Origin of the sequence: Burkholderia sp. AU30280 (assembly GCF_020420125.1) — a bacterium.
Classification (GTDB): domain Bacteria; phylum Pseudomonadota; class Gammaproteobacteria; order Burkholderiales; family Burkholderiaceae; genus Burkholderia.
Genome location: NZ_JAIZRY010000008.1, coordinates 331751 through 352953 on the forward strand (window position 1 = coordinate 331751; position 21203 = coordinate 352953).

The window sequence follows — 21203 nt, forward strand, 5'->3', positions numbered from 1 at the left end:
AACGTTTAGAAGACCACGAAGGTTGAGCATGCTTCCCGATACAAAATTCAGGACTGTTACAGAAATTTTGTTGTTTCGCGGCAAAGTCGAAGCGGAAAAGACGGCATTCGTTTTTCTCGAGAACGGCGAAGCGGAACTGACTCGACTCACGTACGGCGATCTGGACCAGCGGGCTCGCGGCATCGCCGCCCGGCTGCAGGACATCGCGCAACCAGGCGATCGCGTGCTGCTGGTCTATCCGCCCGGGCTGGAATTCATCTGCGCATGGGTGGGTTGCCTGTACGCCGGCCTGATCGGCGTACCGGCCTATCCCCCGCGCAGGCATCGTCCCGCCGATCGTCTCAAGGCCATCGTCGCCGACGCCAGGCCGGTCGTCGCGCTGACCGACGCCGCCACGCTCGACGGCATCGCGCATCACGCGGACGGCTATTCCGACACGCTGGAACTGAAGATCCTGGCGACGGACCAGCGCTTCGACGCACCGGCCGAACAATGGCGCGCACCGGCAATCACGCCGCAGACGCTGGCGCTTCTGCAATACACGTCAGGCTCCACCGGTACGCCGAAAGGCGTGATGATCAGCCACGCGAACATCCTGAGCAATATGGCGGTCATCGCCGAGGCGAGCGATGCCGATGCGTCGGCGGTGTTCGTCAGCTGGCTCCCGGTGTTTCACGACATGGGCTTTTTCGGGAAGGTGCTGCTGCCGATCTACCTCGGTGTGCTGTCGGTGCTGATGGCGCCCGCGGCGTTCGTGCAGAAGCCCATCCGCTGGCTGCAGGCCATCACGAAGTATCGCGGCACGCATTGCGCCGCGCCGGATTTCGCGTACGACCTGTGCGCGCGCAAAATCTCCGACGCGTCTCGCGCGCAGCTGGACCTGAGCAGCTGGCGGGTGGCATTCAACGGCGCGGAACCGGTGCGCGCGGAGTCGGTGGCGCGTTTTTCGCACGCATTCGCCGCATGCGGCTTCCACGCGCACACCATGCGTCCGGTCTACGGCATGGCCGAGGCGACCTTGTTCATCTCCGGTCAGCCGGCGCGCGCGCTGCCGCGCGTGGCGGACTACGACGCCGACGGCCTGGCGCAACGCGTGGCGACAAGAAGCGGCCACGGCAAGCGCCACGCGCTGGTCTCATGCGGCCGGACCTGGGCGGAGCACCGCCTGCGGATCGTGAATCCGGATACCGGCGAGCGCTGCGCGCCCGGCCGGATCGGCGAAATCTGGCTGACCGGCCCGAGCGTCGGCGTCGGTTACTGGAACCGCGTCGAGGAAACGGAGCACACCTTTCGCGCGACGCTGGATGGCGACGACGCGCATTACCTGCGCACGGGCGATCTCGGCTTCGTCGATGGCGAGGACCTCTTCGTCACCGGCCGGTTGAAAGACCTCATCATCATCGCCGGCCGCAATCACTACCCGCAGGATCTCGAACAAACCGCGGAGGGAAGCCACGCCGCGCTGGCGCCCGCCGCATCGGCGGCGTTCTCGATCAACGTCGACAACGTGGAGCGGGTCGTCATCGCCTGTGAAGTACGGCGGGAAGCGCTCCACACCCTGGACGCGGAAGCCGTCGCCTCGGAGATCCGGCGCACGCTCGCCGAAGCGCATGACGTCGATCTGTATGCGGCGATCCTGTTGAAGCCCGCTACGATCCTGCGCACGTCCAGCGGAAAAATCCAGCGCAGCCGGATCAGGCAGGCATTCCTCGATGGACAGGGGCTCGCGATCGCGGGCGAGTGGCGGCGTTCGTTCTCCGCGGAGGACGCGCCCGCCACGGCCGCGGCGCGCGACACGCAAGCGCTGGTGCAATGGTGCATCGAGCGTGTCTCGCGTCTGTCGGGAATCGATTCCGGCAAGATCGACCCCGACGCGCCGTTCAGCGTCCATGGGCTCGATTCGAAGGACGCCATCATGCTCTCGGGCGAGTTGCAGGACTGGCTCGGGCGGCCGGTTTCCCCGACCGTCGTCTACGATTTTCCGAGTATTGCCCTGCTGGCGCGCCATTTGAGCGGCACCGGGAATGCGATGCCGGACTCCGCGCCCGGCGCAGCCGCGGCACGCGCGGATATCGCGATCGTCGGCATCGGATGCCGCTTCCCCGGCGCCGCCAATCCCGACGCATTCTGGCAGCTTCTCGTGGAGGGCCGGGACGCGGTCGGCGCGTCGACCAAGCGCGCCGCCGGCCTTCCGCCCGCCGGGCTGCTGGACCAGGTCGATCAGTTCGATGCGGCATTCTTCGGCATCAGCGCCCGCGAAGCCGAATCGATGGATCCGCAACAGCGCCTGCTGCTGGAGGTTGCCTGGGAGACGCTCGAGCATGCGGGGATCGCGCCCCGGCGTCTCGCCGGCGGACGCACCGCGGTCATCGTGGGCATCAGCAATTCGGACTACATCCGTCTGGCGCAGGAAGCAGTCGCGGACGTCGGCCCTTATGTCGCGACGGGCAATGCGCTCAGCGTCGCCGCCAACCGCATTTCCTACACGCTCGATTTGCGCGGCCCGAGCTGGGCGGTCGACACCGCGTGTTCGTCGTCGCTCGTCGCGGTTCATCAGGCGTGCCGCGCGCTGCAGCGCGGCGAGTCCGATGCGGCGCTGGCCGGCGGGGTCAACCTGATCCTGGCGCCGCAATTGAGCGCCTCCTTCACGCAAGCGGGCATGCTTTCGCCGGATGGCCGATGCAAGGCGTTCGATGCGGCAGCGAACGGTTACGTGCGCGGCGAAGGCGTGGGCATGGTGCTGCTCAAGCGCCTCGACGATGCGCTCGAGAACGGCGACACCGTGTACGCCGTGATCCGCGGCTCGGCGGTGAACCAGGATGGACGCAGCAATGGCCTGACCGCGCCCAACGGCCCGGCCCAGCAGGCCGCGATTCACGGTGCGCTGCGCGATGCCGGCGTACGCGCGCACGACATCGGCTTCGTCGAGGCGCACGGTACGGGAACGCCGCTCGGCGACCCGATCGAGTTGAACTCGCTGGCGGCCGTCCTGAGCGACGCTCGTCGGCCGGACGATCCCTGCTGGATCGGGTCGGTCAAGACCAACATCGGCCATCTGGAATCGGCGGCGGGCATCGCCAGCCTGATCAAGACCGCCCTGGCGCTACACCATCGCGTCATTCCGCCGAACCTCCATTTCCGGTCGATCAATCCGCAAATCGCGCTCGACGGCACGCCCTTCCGCATTCCGCAGCAGGTCACGCCCTGGCATTCGGAACATGGGCCGCGCATGGCCGGCGTGAGTTCGTTCGGCTTCGGCGGCACCAACGCACACATGATCCTGTCCGAAGCGCCGCAGCCCGCAGAGATCGAAGCCGCCCCGGCAGCACCCGCGGCGCGCGTCGTGACGCTCTCCGCGCGCACGCCCGAAGCGTTGCAGGCGCTGGCGGCTTCCCATGCAGCCTATCTCGACGCTCATCCCGAGGTCCGCCTGCGGGATGTCGCGTTCACGGCCAATACCGGGCGCACTCACTTCGCGCGGCGCGCGGCCATCGTCGCATCGAGTCTCGATTCGTTGCGTTCGCAACTGGACGCCGTTTCGTCCGGCGAGCCGGCGGAAACACCGCCTGCGCCGACCTTCCACTTTTGCGCCGACGACGGCGGCAGCGCCGAGGCGGCGCGGCAATTGCGCGCCGCCTGCCCCGCTTTCGACGCGCTGATGCAGCGGCAATCCGAGGCGCCCGGGCTCGCGCCCGCCGAAGCCGGGTTCACGGCATTCCAGCGCGCGCTTGCGCAACTGTGGATCTCCTTCGGCATCATGCCAGGCGCCGTCAGCAGCACCGGCGACGGGCATCGCGCCGCCGCCTCGTGGGCGGACGTGCCGCAGGCGCCGGACGCTGGTGCGGCGGGACACGACGGCATCGTGATCGAGATCGGCGCGCACGCAGCCGCGTGGGACACGATCCTGCACACGCTCGCCGCGCTCTACGTGCGCGGCGCGTCCATCGACTGGGATGCCGTGGAACAGGACGCACCGCGCCGCCGGCTCGCCCTGCCGACCTACCCGTTCGAGCGTCGCGCCTTCTGGATCAGCCCGCGTGCGCCTCGGCATCCGTTGCTCGGGCACCTCATGGAGCAGCACGCGCATGCGCCGGCCACGTGGATCTGGCAATCGCGTCTCGATGCGCCGGCCACCACCTTTCTCGACGGTCATCGCGTCAAGGGAGCGCCCGTCCTGCCCTATTCCGCCTATGTGGAAATGGCGCTGGCGGCCACGTCGGAAATCGGCGCCGCCGGCCATACGACGTTGAAGGACCTCGCACTGCATGCGCCGTTGCCGCTGCATCCGCATGCATCGCGCACCGTGCAGACCGTGCTGAGCCGCCGGTCGTGGGGGCCGTTTTCGTTTGCCGTCTATCACCGGATCGAGGACACCCGCGCCGCCGCGACGTGGCAGATGTGCGCGAGTGCCGAAATTCACGAATCGGATCGGAGCCAAGCATGAAATTCGGCCTGATGTTCTTCGCCAGCAGTGAAGAAGCGCTGTCCGGCAACAAGTACCAGCTCGTGATGGAAAGCGCGCGTTTCGCCGATGCGAACGGGTTCTCCAGCGTCTGGGTGCCGGAGCGCCATTTCACCGAATTCGGCTCGCTGTACCCGAATCCCGCCGTCCTGCACGCCGCGCTCGCCGCCGCCACCCAACACGTGAAGCTGGTCGCGGGCAGCGTGGTCGCCGCGCTGCACAACCCGATCCGGATCGCGGAAGAATGGTCGATGGTGGACAACCTGTCGAACGGCCGCGTGGGCGTGTCGTTCGCGTCCGGCTGGAATCCGGACGACTTCGTGTTCGCCCCGGACAAATATGCGAGCCGGCAGGATGACATGCTGACCTCGATGCGCGCCGTCCAGCATCTGTGGCGCGGCGGCACGCTGGATGCGACGAACGGCGTCGGCAAGCCGGTGCGGCTGCGCATCTATCCGACGCCGGTGCAGCCGGAACTGCCCGTCTGGGTGACGGCCGCGAGCAATCCGCAGACGTTCGTGCGCGCCGGCGAAGTGGGCGCCAACCTGCTGACCCACGTGCTCGACCAGGATCGGGACCAGCTCGCGCACAAGATCGCCCTCTACCGCGAGGCGCGCGCACGGCATGGCTTCGATCCGGCGGCCGGCACCGTGTCCGTGATGCTGCATACGTTCGTCGGCGACGACGCGGCGCAGGCGCGCGAACAGGCGCGTGTGCCGTTCTGCAACTACATCCGCAGCAATATCGGCCTGTTGAACGGGCTGGCGCAGAGTCGCGGCCAGTCGGTCGACGTGCGCGCGATGGGCGCGCGCGAACTGGACGAGTTCGTCGAGTTTCTCTATGAGCGCTTCGCGCAATCGCGCGGCCTCATCGGCACGCCGGACACCTGCGTCGAACTGGTGCGGGATCTCGCGTCGATCGGCGTGGATGAAGTGGCCTGCCTGCTCGATTTCGGTCCGCCGGTCGAACTGATCCTCGGCAATCTTCCGCAGTTGCGTCGACTACGCGAGATGTGCGCGCCCAGGCGAGTCGCCGCGCCGACGAAATTCGATGCCGCCGAGGTGCAGGCCCGCTGTATCGAAACGACGTCGGGCGCGGATTTCAACGGCGAAATCCGGCAGCACGGCGTGCAGATCGACGGCGTGTTCAACGCGATCCAGCAGATCTGGCGCACGACCGGCGAGGCGCTGGGGAAAATCAGCCTGCCGGCCGACGCGCTGGCGCAGTCGCCCTACCAGGTACACCCCGCCTTTCTCGACGCGTGCAGCCGCGTGCTCGCCGCCGCCATCGATCCGGACGCGCTGGCGTCGGGCGACCTGTACCTGCCCAGTTCGATCGGCGCGGTACGGGTTCATCAGCCGCCGTCGTCGACCGATGCATGGAGTCACGCCACGCTGCGCCAGCCGAGCGGACAGGGCGCGTTGGAGGGCGATATCCGCGTCCATGACCTGGCGGGGCGACTGCTGATCGAGATCGATGCGCTGCGGTTGCAGCAGGTGCGCACGGGGCGCGCCGTCGAGCGGCACGACTTCGCCGCGCTGCTTTATCAACGCGTCTGGAGACCGTCGAACGTCGACGCGGCAACCGGCGGTGCGGCGCCGGGCGAGTGGCTGATTCTCGCGGACCGTGGCGGCGTGGGCGCGCAGCTGTCCGCCCTGCTGGAAAGCGCGGGCGATACATGCACGCTGCGCTTCGCCGACGCGACGCCGGACCTGCCCGCGCCCGAGCGCCCGCTGAAGGGCGTCATCCACCTGTGGAGTCTCGATCTCGCGCCCGCCGACATCGCGGCGAGACGGCGTGCCAGCGCGAGCGTGCTGCACCTGGTCGGCGCGCTTGCGGCACGCGCGCCGTCGGCCCGGCAGGCGCGTCTGTGGCTGGTGACGTCGGGCGCGATGAATGTTCTGGATGGCGAATCGATCGCGGTGGCGCAGGCCCCGCTGTGGGGATTGGGCCGGGCGATCGCGGTCGAGCATGCGGCGCTGTGGGGCGGGCTCGTCGACCTCGATCCCGCGCAGCCGTCGGCGGCGCACATCGTGCAAGCCGTACAGGCCGGCGGCCGTGAAGACATGATCGCGTTTCGCCGCGAACAGCGCTACGTCGCGCGCATCGCCCGCGACAATCGCGAATACGTCAGCCACCGGCCGATCCGGTTCCAGCCTGACGCGACCTACCTGGTGACCGGCGGGCTCGGCGGGCTCGGCCTGCGGCTCGCGTCCTGGCTCGCCGACCACGGCGCCGGGAACATCGTGCTGCTGGGGCGCGGCGCGCCTTCCGCCGCGGCCGAGACCATCCTGCGCACGCTCGGCGCGCGGTTCATTCGCGCCGACCTGTCGCGCCGCGAGGACGTCGAGCAGGCGCTCGTTGAAATCGCGCATTCGATGCCGCCGCTCAAAGGAGTCTTTCACCTCGCCGGCGCGCTCGACGATGCGCTGCTGACGCGCCAGGACGTCGACTGCTTCCATCGCGCCGGCAGCGGCAAGGCCGACGGCGCCTGGTACCTGCACGAGCTGACGGCCGACTTGCCGCTCGACCATTTCGTCCTGTTCTCGTCGATGGCCGCGCTGATCACCATGCCGGGCCAGGGCAACTACGCGGCGGCGAACAGCTTCCTCGACGCCCTCGCGCAGCATCGGCGCGCGCAGGGCAAGCCGGGGCTCAGCGTCAATTGGGGGCCGTGGGCGGAAATCGGCCACGCCGCCACCGACTACGGGCGGCGCGCGCACGAACAACTGGGCGCGCTCGGCGTCGGCACGCTGTCGCCCGAACTGGCCATCGCGACGCTGGAACGGCTGATGGCGGCCGGCGTCGCCCAGTCCGGGGTCGCGCGGATCGACTGGCCGACCCTGTTCCGGGTCGATGCGCCGGCCGCCGGGTCCGCGCTGTTTTCCGAGCTGGCGCAACCGGCCGCGCAGCCTGCGCAGCAAGAGACGGCATTGCTGCGACAGCTGCACGCGTGCGCGCCGGGCGAGCGGGTCGGGCTCATCACCGACACGCTCGCGACGATGCTGGCCGAGACCTTGCGTCTTGCCGGCCCCGACGCCATCGCGCCCGAGCAATCGCTGCTCGATCTCGGCCTGGATTCGCTGGTAGCGCTCGAGCTGACCGATCGCCTCACCAAGGTGTTCGGCAGGCCGTTTCGCGCGACGTTGTTCTTTTCCTATCCGAACCTGCAGACGCTCGCCCAGTACGTGCTCAACGAACTGTCGCCGTCGCTCCCCGCGCCGGTCGTCGACGAAGCATCCGACGACCTCGACGAGGACGACCTTTCCGAACTGATCGCCCAGGAGATCGGCGCCCAATGAACGCCAAGGCCACGCATGCACTGAAAACCGCGCTCGACGAACTGCGCCTGCGGCGCGCGGAAATCGCGGCGCTGCGTTCGGACCGCAACGAGCCGATCGCCGTCATCGGCATGGCTTGCCGCTTCCCCGGCCGCAGCGATACGCCGGACGCGTTCTGGCAATTGCTCGATGGCGCGCGCGATGCCGTCACCGAAGTGCCGGGCGAACGCTGGGACATCGATCGCTATTACGACCCCGATCCGGCCGCGCCCGGCAAGATGGCGACCCGCCACGGCGCCTTTCTCGAACGCGTGGATCAGTTCGACGCGGCGTTCTTCGGGATCGCGCCGCGCGAAGCCACCTACCTGGATCCGCAGCAACGGCTCCTGCTCGAAGTGGCGTGGGAGGCGCTCGAGAACGCCCATCTCGCGCCCGAGCGCTTCCGGCAGTCCGCCACGGGCGTGTACGTCGGCATCACCTGCTTCGACCATGCGATCCAGGTGTCCAATGCGTCGATGCCGTCGAGCAGCTACGCCGGCACCGGCAGCGCGCTGAACATGGCCGCGGGCCGGCTATCGTTCGTGCTGGGCCTCACCGGCCCGAGCATGGCGATCGATACCGCCTGCTCGTCGTCGCTGGTGTGCCTGCACCTGGCCTGCGAAAGCCTGCGCTCGCGCGAAACCGGCATGGCGCTCGCCGGCGGCGTCAACCTGATGCTGTCGCCCGAGGTCATGGTCAGTTTCTCGCAGGCGCGCATGCTGTCGCCGGACGGACGCTGCAAGACCTTCGACGCGGCGGCGGACGGCTATGTGCGCGGCGAAGGGTGCGGCATGGTGGTGCTCAAGCGCCTCGCCGACGCGCTCGCCGACGGTGACCGGGTGCTCGGCATCGTACGCGGCACGGCGGTCGACCAGGGCGGCGCGGGCGGCGGGCTGACCGTGCCGAGCCGCGATTCGCAGGAACGCGTGATCCGCCGCGCACTGAACCAGGCCGGCGTCGCGCCCGGCGACGTCTCCTATGTCGAGGCCCACGGCACCGGGACGTCCCTCGGCGACCCGATCGAGGTCGAAGCGCTGGCCGGCGTCTACGGCGCCGGGCGCGCGGCGAACGAGCCGCTCGTGATCGGTTCGGTCAAGACCAATATCGGGCATCTGGAGTCGGCCTCCGGCATCGCCGGCCTGATCAAGGTCCTGCTGTCGTTCGAGCACGACCGGATTCCGGCGCACCTGCATTTCACGCAACCCAATCCGCATACGCCGTGGCAGGACATCCCGATCCGCGTCGCGGCCGATCCGGTCGCGTGGCGGCGCGGGGAACGCAGGCGCATCGCCGGGGTGAGCGCGTTCGGATTCAGCGGCACCAACGCCCACGCGATCGTCGAGGAACCGCCCGTCGCGCCGGCGCACGCCGCGCAGCGCACGCTGCTGCTGCTGTCGGCCCGATCCGAAGCGGCGCTGGCGGCGCTCGCGCAACGCTACGAGCGCGCGATCGCCGGCGCGACGCCGCGGGAGCTGGCCGCCATCTGCCGCGCCGCGGCCATCGGACGCAGTCACTATCCGTTTCGCGCGGCCTATGTATCGGGCGTGAGGGCAGCGTCGGCGGCAGCCGCGCGCACGGGCAAGGCGTTGCGCCTGGGCTTGATGTTCGGCGCGCCGGACACCGGCGTCGCGCACGCGCTCCACGCGTCGGAACCGCTGTTCCGCGACGCGTTCGCGCGTTGCGCGGTGCCGCTGGCGGCACTCGACACCGACGCGGGCCGTTTCGCGATGCAGTTCGCGTGGGCGGAACTGTGGAAGGGATGGGGCATCCGGCCGGCCGTCGTGTCGGGCCATGGCATCGGCGAATATGTCGCGGCCTGCGTGGCAGGCGTCGTGAGCGTTGCCGACGCGCTGCGCCTCGTGGCCGCCCGCCCGAATGCCGAAGCCTTGCGCGCCGTGCTTCAGGACATGCCGTTCGCACAGCCGTCGATCCGCCTGATTTCCGGCTGTCTCGGCGCCGAAGTGACCGACGAGGTGACACACCCGCAGTACTGGTTGCAGCTTGCCGGGGCGTCGGATCAAGCCGACGCGCCGCACCCGCCGGAAGGGCTCGCCGACGGCTGGCTGCCGCCGCCCTGCGCCGGCGATGCACTGGAGCGCGCGCTCGCGGCGCTGTACGTGCAGGGCGCGCAGTTCGACTGGCGCGCGCTGTTTCCGGGGCCCGCCCAGCCCGCCACGACCCTGCCGAACTACCCGTTCGAGCGGCAGCGCTTCAGCCTGGAGAAGATCCGGTCGCCCGGCGTCGGCCTGGATGCCGGCAGCATCGACGCGGCGGTGCGGCACCTCAAGTCGTCCGGCAAGTACCCGGAGGACATGCTGAACGCGTTTCCGGACCTGCTCAGGACGGCATTCGCCCCCGCCGACACCGCCGCGTCGAACCCAAGCCCGCTCTATCACGTGGTGTGGGAGCAGCAAGCCGCGTTGCCGGCGGCGCCGGTCGCCGCCGACGCGTCTGCGTGGCTGATCTTCGCGGATGCGAGCGGTGTCGGCGAGCGGCTCGCGGCGATGCTGCGGGCGCGCGGCGCCTCCTGCTCGCTGGTGCGCCCCGGCCCCGACGCCGTCGCCGACGGGGAAGCGGGCCGGCAGGTCGCGCCCGAGCGGCCGGACGATTTCGTCCGCCTGCTGGACGAGACCGCCGCCCCCGGCCTGCGCATCGTGTTTCTATGGGCGCTGGACGAAGCCGTCGGCGCGACGCGCATGTCCACGGCGCTGCTGCATCTGGTGCAGGCGCTGGTCGGCAGCGCGCGCGAGTGGACGCCTTCGACCCGCCCCAGGATCTCGGTGGTCACGCGCGACGCGGTGGAAGCCGGCGAAGCGCCCCGCGTCACGGGGCTCGCACAGGCTGCGCTGTCGGGCCTGGCACGCGGGGCGATGATCGAGCATCCGGAATGGTTCGGCACCGCGATCGATCTCGACCCGGCCGCGCCGGCGGACGAGACGCAGGCGCTGCTTCAGGAGATGCTCGGCGAGAGCCGCGAAGAACAGGTGGCGTTGCGGCACGGCGCGCGCCACGTCGCGCGCCTGAGCCCGCTCGCGCAAGCCGACACCGCCGCGTTGCCGGTCGACCCGGACGCGGCCTACCTGATCACCGGCGGGTTCGGCGCGCTCGGGCTGCACACCGCCCGGTGGCTGGCGGCGCGCGGTGCGCGCACGCTGATCCTGGTCGGCCGTCAAGGGGCCGCGAGCGACGCAAGCCGGCAGGCGATCGCCGAGCTGCGCGAGCGGAACGTCGCGCTGCGCTGCGAGCGCCTCGATATCGCCGACCCCGCGGCGGTCGCCGATTTCTTCGCCGCGCTCCGGCGCGACGGCGTGCCGCTGCGGGGCATCGTGCACGCGGCCGGCATCGTCGGCTACAAGCCGATCCTGCAGGTCGGGCGCGAGGAACTGGACGCGGTCCTGCAACCGAAGGTCGCCGGTGCGTGGCTGCTCCATCAGCAAAGCGGACACTTCCCGCTCGACTTCTTCATCCTGTTCTCGTCGATCGCGTCCGCGTGGGGTTCGCGTGAGCAGGCGCACTACAGCGCCGCGAACCGCTTCCTCGACGCGCTCGCGCATCATCGCCGCGGCCTGGGCCTGCCGGCCCTGAGCGTGAACTGGGGCCCCTGGGCGGAAGGCGGCATGACGTTCCCCGAGGCGGAAGCGCTATTGCGGCGCGTCGGCATCCGGTCGCTGGCGGCCGATCGCGCGCTCGACGCGCTGGATCGTCTGCCCGCCGTCCCCCAGGTCGCGATCGTCGACATCGACCTGGCGCTGTTCCAGGGCTCCTACGAGGCGCGCGGGCCCAAGCCCTTCCTCGACCGCGTGCGGATCGCCCAAAGCGCGCCAGCCGCGCCGGCGATGCCGGCGTTGAGCGCGGCATCGCCGCGCGAGCGAAAGCGCCTGCTGGCGGACAGCATCGATCGCGCGGTTGCCCAGGTGCTCGGCTACGGCGCGGGGACGCTGGATCGCGATCTCGGCTTCTTCGAGATGGGCATGGATTCGCTGATGGCGCTCGACGTGCGCACGCACCTCGAAAAGGCGCTTGGCATCCCGTTGTCGGTCGCGCTGCTGTTCGATCATCCGACGGTCAACGCCCTCGCGGATTTCCTCGCGGAGCAGTCGTCCGGCACGGCGCCGGACGCGCACGCGGCGCCGGCGCAGGCCGTGCCGCCGCAAGCTGTACCGCCGCAGCCGCAGACACGGCCGGTCGCACCGGCCATCGATGCACGCGAGGCCGGCACGCCGGAGCCGATCGCGATCGTCGGCATGAGTTGCCGGTTTCCGGGCGCCGCGCACGATCTCGACGCCTATTGGCGTCTGCTGATCGACGGGGTCGATGCGATCTCCGAAGTGCCGCGCGAGCGCTGGGACATCGACGCGTACTACGATCCCGATCCGGAAGCGCCCGGGCGCATGGTGTGCCGCTTCGGCGGTTTTCTCGACGACGTCGACCAGTTCGATCCGGCGTTTTTCCGCATCACGCCGCGCGAAGCGGCCGCGATGGACCCGCAGCAGCGCCTGTTGCTCGAAGTCAGTCACGAAGCGCTGGAGCATGCCGGCATTCCGGTCGACAGTCTCAAGGGCAGCCGCACCGGCGTCTTCGTCGGCATCACCACCAACGATTACGCGAACCTGCAGCTTCGCAACGGCGGCGGTAGCGGCATCGACGGCTATTTCTTCACCGGCAACCCGCTCAACACGGCGGCCGGCCGCATCTCCTACGGACTGGGCGCGCAGGGGCCGAGCATGGCGATCGATACCGCCTGCTCGTCGTCGCTCACCGCGATCCATACCGCCAGCCAGAATCTCCGAAGCGGCGAGTGCGATCTCGCCATCGCGGGCGGCGTCAACCTGATCCTGTCGCCGGACAACTCCATCGCCGTCTCGCGCACCCGGGCGCTGGCGCCGGACGGCCGCTGCAAGACCTTCGACGCGTCCGCGGACGGCTTCGTGCGCAGCGAAGGCTGCGGCGCGCTGGTGCTCAAGCGCCTGTCCGATGCGCTCGCCGCGGGCGATCGCGTGCTCGCCGTGCTGCGGGGTTCGGCCGTCAACCACGACGGCGCGTCGAGCGGCTTTACCGCGCCGAACGGACGGGCGCAGGAAGCCGTGATCCGCCAGGCGCTGGGCGGGCTTCCCGCCGCGTCCATCGATTACGTGGAAGCGCACGGCACCGGCACCCCGCTGGGCGACCCCGTCGAGTTGCAGGCGCTGGCGACGGTGTTCGGCGCAGGCCGCGACGCGGGCCGGCGGCTGCGCGTCGGCTCGGTGAAAACCAACATCGGCCACACGGAATCCGCCGCCGGCATCGCGGGGGTCATCAAGGTCGTGCTGTCGCTGAACCACGACCGCCTTCCCGCCCACCTGCATTTCCGCCAGCCGAGCCCGCTGGTGCAGTGGGACGCGCTGCCCATCGAGGTCTGCGCCGAGGCGAGCGCGTGGCCGCGCGGCGAGCGGCCGCGGCGCGCCGGGGTCAGCGCGTTCGGCGCGAGCGGCACCAATGCCCACCTGGTGCTGGAAGAAGCGCCCGCGCCGGCGCGGCCGGTGGCACCGTCCCGGCACAAGGTGCATCCGCTGGTGCTGTCGGCCAAGACGCCCGCAGCGTTGCGCGCGCTTGCCGGGCGCTATCAGCGGCGGCTCGAAGCCGAACCCGGTCTCGACATCGCGGCCGTGGCCTTTTCGGCGGCGACCGGCCGCTCGCATTTCGCGCATCGGCTGGCGCTGCCGGTGACGTCGCTCGACGACGCCATCGACAAGCTGCGCGCGTTCCACGCGAAGGAACCCGCCGGCGCGGCGCAGCCCGCCCCGCGCGTGAAGATGGCCTTCCTGTTCACCGGCCAGGGCTCGCAATACGCGGGCATGGGCCGCCGCCTGTACGACGCGTATCCGGTGTTCCGCGACGCCATCGACCGCTGCCGCGCGGTGGCCGATCCGCTGCTCGACACGCCGTTGCTCGAGGTGCTGTCCGCCCAGGGCGAGGACATCCACCAGACCGGCTACAGCCAGCCGGCCCTGTTCTCGCTGCAGTACGCGCTCACCACGCTGCTGGCGTCGTTCGGCGTGGCGCCCGACGCCGTGATGGGCCACAGCGTCGGCGAGTACGCGGCGGCTTGCGCGGCCGGCGTCTTCTCGCCGGAAGACGGCCTGCGGCTGATCGCCGAACGCGGCCGGCTGATGCAGGCATTGCCCCGCGACGGCGAGATGGCGGCCATTTTCACCGACCTCGCCACGGTCGAGCGCGCGATCGAAGCGTGGCCGCACGAGGTCGCGGTGGCGGCCGTCAACGGTCCGGCGAGCATCGTGATCTCCGGCAAGCGCGAGCGCATCGCGATGCTGGTCGACGCGTTCGCCGCGCGGGAGATCCGGTCCGTGCTGCTCAATACGTCGCACGCGTTTCACTCGCCGCTGGTCGAGCCGATGCTGGACAGCTTCCAGGCCGCGGCGACAGCCGTGCCCGTCGCACGCCCGGCGATCCCGTTCTATTCGAATCTCACGGGCGCCGTGATGGACGAGGCGCCCACCGACACGTACTGGCGCCGCCACTGCCGCGAGCCGGTGCAGTTCGCGCGCAGCGTCGAGCGCCTCGCCGCAGCCGGTTTCAACGTGCTGGTCGAAATCGGCCCCAAGCCGGTGCTCGTCAACCTGGCCCGCGCGTGCTGTGCGCCGGACGCCGGCATCCAGTTCCTTGCCCTGCAGCGGCCGCAAGTCGAGCAGCAAGCGCTGGTCGAAACGCTGTCGAGCCTGTATGCCCGCGGCGTCGATGTCGACTGGGCCTCGATCGAAACACCCGCGCCCGCGCGCGTCGCATTGCCGTCCTATCCCTTCCAACGCAGCCGTACCTGGTTCCAGAAAGCGGACACGTCCATGACTCAGACAAGCGCATCACCCATCACTGCAGCACCGACGCCCAATCGCAGCGGCGAGGTTCTCGAATGGCTTCGCGGCAAGATCGGCGAATTGATCCAGGCCGATCCCGCCACCATCAACATCGAACTGCCCTTCCTGGAGATGGGCGCCGACTCGATCGTGCTGATCGAGGCCATCCGGCACATCGAGGCGGAGTACGGCGTGAAGCTGGCCATGCGCCGCTTCTTCGAAGACTTGGCGACGGTGCAGGCGCTCGCCGAGTATGTTGCCGACCACTTGCCGGCGGCCGCCGCACCGGTTGAGGCCGAAGCCGAGGTCGAAGCCGGCTCCGTGGCGGCACCGTCCACGGCGGCGGTCGCGGTCGCGCCGTCCGCGGAGCAATTTGCGCCGCTCGCCGCCGCCCCGGCGGAATGGGTGGCGGCCGAAGGCGGCTCCACGGTCGAGCGCGTGTTGCGGGAGCAGAATCAGTTGCTGTCCCACGTGATGAGCCAGCAGATGGAACTGCTGCGCACGTCGTTGACCGGCCAGGCCGGCGCCCGGCCGACGACGGCCGCCGCGCAAGCCGTCGCGAACACTGCGAGCGTCGCACCGAAGGCCGCGATCGCGGCCCCGGCGGCCGCGCCCGCCGCGCAGCCCCGGCCTGCCTCAGCGGCGGCGCCCGCGGCCGACAATCCGCGCCCCAAGCCGATGATGCCGTGGGGCAGCCCGGTCGAACAGCGGGCACGCGGCTTGTCCGCCGTGCAGCAGGAGCATCTCGAAGCGCTGATCGTGCGCTACACGACGCGCACCCGGAAATCGAAGGATTCGGTGCAGGCGTCGCGCCCGGTGCTGGCCGACAGTCGCGCCACGGTCGGCTTCCGCTTTTCGACCAAGGAGATGCTGTATCCGATCGTCGGCGATCGCGCGGCCGGTTCGCGGCTGTGGGACATCGACGGCAACGAGTACATCGATTTCACGATGGGCTTCGGCGTGCACCTGTTCGGCCACACGCCGGATTTCATCCAGCGCGAGGTCACCCGCGAATGGCAGCGCCCGCTCGAACTGGGCGCGCGTTCCAGCCTCGTCGGCGAAGTGGCCGCGCGCTTTGCCCGCGTGACCGGCCTCGATCGCGTGGCGTTCTCGAACACCGGCACCGAGGCCGTCATGACGGCCATGCGGCTCGCGCGCGCCGTGACCGGGCGCGACAAGATCGTGATGTTCACGCATTCGTATCACGGCCATGCCGACGGCACGCTCGCCGCGGCGAACGCGGACGGCGTGACGGAAACCATCGCCCCCGGCGTGCCGTTCGGTTCGGTCGAGAACATGGTCCTGCTCGACTACGGCAGCGACGCCGCGCTCGAGGCCATTCGCGGCATGGCGTCGACCCTCGCCGCCGTGATGGTGGAGCCGGTGCAGAGCCGCAACCCCTCCCTGCAGCCCGTCGCATTCCTGAAAGAGCTGCGTCGCATCACCGAGGAGGCCGGCGTCGCACTGATCTTCGACGAGATGATCACCGGTTTCCGCGTCCATCCGGGCGGCTCGCAAGCGCTGTTCGGCGTCAGGGCCGATCTCGCGACGTACGGCAAGATCATCGGCGGCGGCCTGCCGCTGGGCGTCATCGCCGGCACCAGCCGCTTCATGGACGCCATCGACGGCGGCATGTGGACCTACGGCGACCACTCGTTCCCCGCCGCGGACCGCACCGCGTTCGGCGGCACCTTCTGCCAGTATCCGCTCGCGATGGCGGCCGCGCTGGCCGTGCTGGAGAAGATCGAACAGGAAGGCCCGGCGCTGCAGGCCGCGCTCAACGAACGCACCGCGCAGATCGCCGGCACGTTGAATGCGTTCTTCGCGGAGGCCGAGGCGCCGATCAAGGTGACGTGGTTCGGCTCGATGTTCCGCTTCGAATTCACCGAGAACCTCGACCTGTTCTTCTATCACATGCTCGAAAAGGGCATCTACATCTGGGAATGGCGCACCTGCTTCCTGTCCACCGCGCATACGGATGCGGACATCGACCGCTTCATCCGCGCGGTGAAGGACAGCGTCGCCGACCTGCGCCGGGGCGGCTTCATCCGGCCGCACTCGAAACACGGCACGGTGGCCGCGCTGAGCGAAGCGCAACGCCAGCTGTGGGTGTTGGCGGAAATCGATCCCGAAGGGTCGCTCGCCTACAACGTCAACACCACCCTCGAACTGAACGGCCGGCTCGACGAAGCCGCGATGCGCGCGGCCGTCCAGAGCCTGGTCGATCGGCACGAGGCGCTGCGCACCACGGTGATGCCGGACGGGTCGGGCCAGATCGTGCAACCGTCGCTGAAGCTCGAGATTCCGCTGATCGACACGGACCAGGACGCGTGGCGGGACCGCGAAAGCCGCCAGCCGTTCGACCTGGTGAACGGTCCGCTCTTTCGGGCCGCGCTCGTGCGCCTGGGCCGCGAGCGTCACCTGCTGGTGATGACGGCCCATCACATCATCTGCGACGGCTCGACGTTCGGCGTCCTGCTCGAGGATCTGGCCCGCGCGTATGCGGGCGCGGCGCCGGCCGAGGCGCCGCTGCAGTTTCGCGCATACCTGAAGCAGCTCGACGGCCAGCGCCACAGCGCGGAAACGAAGGCGAATCGCGCGTACTGGCTCGCGCAATGCGCGCATCAGGCCGCCCCGCTGAATCTTCCGGTGGACTACCCGCGGCCCGCGGTGAAGACGTTTCATGGGGCGCGCGTGTCCCTGCATCTGGACGCGGCGGCGGCCGCGACGCTGCGCACCGCGGCCCGTCAGAACGGCTGCACGCTCTACATGGTGCTGCTCGCGGGCTTCAATCTGTTCCTGCACCGCGTCGCCGGCCAGCAAGCGATCGTCACCGGCATCCCGGTGACCGGCCGCTCCGTGGCCGGCAGCGACCGCCTCGCCGGCTACTGCACGCATCTGCTGCCGCTGCACTCCACGCTGCCGGAGCAGGCCACCGTGGCCAGCTTCCTGGCCGGCACCCGGCAGAACCTGCTCGACGCGCTCGAGCACCAGGATTACCCGTTCGCCGAGCTGGTCCGCGAAATCGGCGCGCAGCGCGACCTCAACGCCGCGCCGCTGGTATCGGCGGTGTTCAACCTCGAACCGGTGTCGGCGCTGCCCGAACTGCCCGGCCTGACGGTCGGCCTGGTTGCCCCGCTGATCCGCCATACCGCGTTCGACCTGAACGTCAACGTGCTCGACGCGGGGCAGGCGCTCCTGATCGATTGCGACTACAACACCGACCTGTTCGACGCGAGCACGGTTCAACGTTTCCTCGGCATCTACCGGACCCTGCTGACGGGTCTCGCGGACGATGCGTCGGCCGCCGTTGCCCGGCTGCCGTTGACGAGCGATGAGGAGCGGAGCTTGGTGACGGTCGAGTGGAACCGGACCGACATGGATTTCGGCGAGGCCGCCGCGCAGCCGTTGCATCGGCTGTTCGAACAGCAGGTCGAGCGCACGCCGGATGCCATCGCCGCCGTCTTCGACGACGTCTCGCTCACCTACGCCGAACTCAACCTGCGCGCCAACCGCCTCGCCCACCGTCTCATCGAACTCGGCGTCGGCCCCGATGCGCTCGTCGGCGTCGCGATGGAGCGCTCGCTCCACATGAGCGTCGCACTGCTCGCGATCCTCAAGGCCGGCGGCGCCTACGTCCCCGTCGACCCCGACTACCCCGCCGAGCGCGTGCGCTTCATGATCGACCACGCGCAGTTGCGCTGGCTCCTCACCCAGCAGCATCTGCTCGCCGCGCTGCCCGACACCGACGCCCGCGTGATCGCCGTCGATACCGACGATCTCGATCTCGACGCCGCGCCCGAGTCCAACCCCGCGCCTGTACTGAACGGCGACAACCTCGCCTACATGATCTACACGTCCGGGTCGACCGGCCGGCCCAAGGGCGCGCTCAACACCCATCGCGCCATCACCAACCGCATCCTCTGGATGCAGCACGCCTACGCGCTCGACGCCGACGATGCCGTGCTGCAGAAGACCCCGTTCAGCTTCGACGTCTCGGTCTGGGAACTCTTCTGGCCGCTCGTCACCGGCGCGCGCCTGGTGTTCGCCCGCCCAGGCGGCCAGCGCGAGACCGACTACCTCGTCGACCTCATCGAGCGCGAACGGATCACCACGATCCACTTCGTGCCGTCGATGCTGCGCGCGTTCCTCGACCATCCGGACCTCGACGCGCACTGCGCGTCGCTGCGGCGCGTCGTGTGCAGCGGCGAGGCGCTGCCCCACGACCTGCAGCAGCGCTGCCTCGAGCGCCTGGACGTCAAGCTCTACAACCTCTACGGCCCCACCGAGGCCGCCGTCGACGTGAGCGCGTGGGAATGCCGGCGCGACGACCCGCACCGCATCGTCCCGATCGGCCGGCCCATCGCCAACACCCGCCTCTACATCGTGGACGCGCAGATGCAGCCCGTGCCGGTCGGCGTGCCCGGCGAATTGCTGATCGGCGGCACGCCGGTCGGGCGCGGCTACCACGGCGAACCCGAACTGAGCGCCGAGAAGTTCATCGCCGATCCGTTCTCCTCCGACCCGCTCGCGCGCCTCTACCGCACCGGCGATCTCGCGCGCTACCGCCCCGACGGCAATATCGAGTTCCTCGGCCGCATCGATCACCAGATCAAGCTGCGCGGCCTGCGCATCGAACCCGGCGAAATCGAGGCGGCGCTGGTTTCGCACCCGCTGGTCGATGCCGCCGTCGTGGCGCTGCGCGGCGTGGACGACGGCGCGAGGCTGGTCGGCTGGCTGTGCTCGTCGCACCCCGAAGCCGAACTGGTCGAGGCGGTGCGCGGCCACCTGCGGCAGCGACTGCCGGAGTACATGGTGCCCTCCGCGTTCGTCGTCGTGACCGCGTTCGAGCACCTGCCCAACGGCAAGCTCGATCGCGCCAGGCTGCCCGAACCCGGCGACGGCCTGGACCATGTGGCGCCCGTCAACGCGCTCGAAGCGCAGTTGGCGGCGATCTGGCAGGAGGTGCTCGGCCAGGCGCGGATCAGCACGACCGCCAACTTCTTCGAGCTGGGCGGCAATTCGCTCTTGGCGACGAAGGTCGTCGCGCGCATCCGTCGCGATCTGCATGTGAAACTGGAGATCCGCAGCCTGTTCGCACTCCCCACCATTTCGAGCCTCGCGAAGCGCATCGCCGATACGCAGCCGATCGATTACGCACCGGTGACGCCGCTGCCGGCGCAGGCGCACTACGAACTCTCTCCCGCCCAGACGCGGCTGTGGGTCCAGGATCGTCTCAGTGCGACGCAAGCGGGCGGACCACTGCCCACGTCCCTGCTGTTCGAGGGCGTGCTGGACGTGGATGCGCTCGTGCGGGCGTTCCGCGCGCTGAGCGAGCGTCACGAGATCTTGCGCACGCGTTTCGTGCCGGCAGGCAACCAGCCGGTCCAGCAAGTGCTGCCGCCCGGCGAAGCCGCGTTCCCGGTCGAGGTCGTGGATCTGCAGGATGCCGAGGACCGGGACGCCCAGGCGGCGTCGATCCAGGCGAGCGAACGGCTCGCGCCGATGGATCTCGCGACCGGCCCGCTGTTCCGCGTCAAGCTGCTCAGGCTCTCCGAAGTCCGTCACGTCTGCATCTGCACGATGCATCACATCGTGAGCGACGGCTGGTCCACGGAGGTCCTGCTCGACGACCTGTCGGCGCTCTATGACGCCTTCGTCGAGCGCCGCGACACGCCGCTGCCCGCCCTCCCGATCCAGTACAAGGATTACGCCGGCTGGCTGAACCGCCTGCTCGCCGGGCCGGACGGCGCGCGCATGAAGGACTACTGGCTGACCAAGCTGGGCGGCCTGCGCGCGCTGGAACTGCCGGGCGACGTCCCGCAGCCGGCCGCGCCGAGCTGGAAATCCTGGCGATTCGACCTGCCCGCCGCCGAGACGACGGCGCTGGAATCGCTCGGCAAGCGCCACGGCGCGACCTTGTTCATCGCGCTGCTGTCCGCCATCAAGGCGCTGTTCTACCGCCGTTCCGGCCAGGAGGACATCGTCGTCGGCACGCCGGTCGCGGGCCGCGAGCTGCCCGAACTCGAGTCGCAGGTCGGCCCCTACCTGAACGTGCTGGCGCTGCGCGATCGCGTCGCCGGCGACGACCGGTTCGACACGCTGCTGACCCGCGTGCGGGACACCACCCTCGAAGCGTTCTCGCACCCGCTGTATCCGCTGGATCGCCTGCTCGACGAGCTGCACGTCAAACGCGTCGCGGGACGCAACCCGCTCTTCGACATCGGGCTGACGCTGCAGAACCAGCGACACGGCCCCGTCGATCGCTACGCGGGACAAGTGCACATCGCCGAGCTGCCGGACCACGACCCGCAGGGCGCGGACACCGAAGCCGCGACCGACTTCTGGTTCCTCGCCGAACCGCGCGCCGAGGGCCTCGCGATCCGCATCGTCTATCACGCGGGGCGGTTCAGCGAGGCGCTGGTGCAAGGGCTCGCGAACGAACTGACGTCCGTCATCGGCGAAGTGCTTGCCGATCCGGGCGTTCGCATCCGGAACCTGACCCTGGGACAACGCGCGCTGCACGCCGAGGCCCGCCAGCCCACCGTCGAACTCAGCGCATTCTAAGGA

At 69.8% G+C, this 21203-nt stretch carries 3 protein-coding genes; all 3 read left to right on the forward strand.

Going from position 1 to position 21203, the window contains the following annotated elements; all coding sequences use genetic code 11:
- The first annotated feature begins 28 nt into the window (after positions 1-28).
- Genes LGN17_RS20675 through LGN17_RS20685 form a run of 3 tightly spaced genes read left to right on the forward strand, consistent with a single transcriptional unit; the run spans position 29 to position 21200 of the window.
- Positions 29-4444, forward strand: coding sequence for a beta-ketoacyl synthase N-terminal-like domain-containing protein (locus tag LGN17_RS20675; protein ID WP_226198420.1), 4416 nt, complete (start codon positions 29-31; stop codon positions 4442-4444).
- Positions 4441-7764: a type I polyketide synthase gene (locus LGN17_RS20680; protein ID WP_226198421.1), complete on the forward strand. Its 3324-nt coding sequence runs from the start codon at positions 4441-4443 to the stop codon at positions 7762-7764. Before LGN17_RS20675 ends, LGN17_RS20680 begins: the two co-directional genes overlap by 4 nt.
- Complete coding sequence (locus LGN17_RS20685) at positions 7761-21200, forward strand: non-ribosomal peptide synthetase/type I polyketide synthase (RefSeq protein WP_226198422.1); 13440 nt, start codon at positions 7761-7763, stop codon at positions 21198-21200. The genes LGN17_RS20680 and LGN17_RS20685 overlap by 4 nt, the downstream gene beginning before the upstream one ends.
- The last annotated feature ends 3 nt before the right edge of the window (positions 21201-21203 follow it).

Coding starts and splice junctions, on each gene's coding strand:
- LGN17_RS20675 (WP_226198420.1), top strand. CDS start 29: ATGCTTCCCGATACAAAATTCAGGACTGTTACAGAAATTTTGTTGTTT.
- LGN17_RS20680 (WP_226198421.1), top strand. CDS start 4,441: ATGAAATTCGGCCTGATGTTCTTCGCCAGCAGTGAAGAAGCGCTGTCC.
- LGN17_RS20685 (WP_226198422.1), top strand. CDS start 7,761: ATGAACGCCAAGGCCACGCATGCACTGAAAACCGCGCTCGACGAACTG.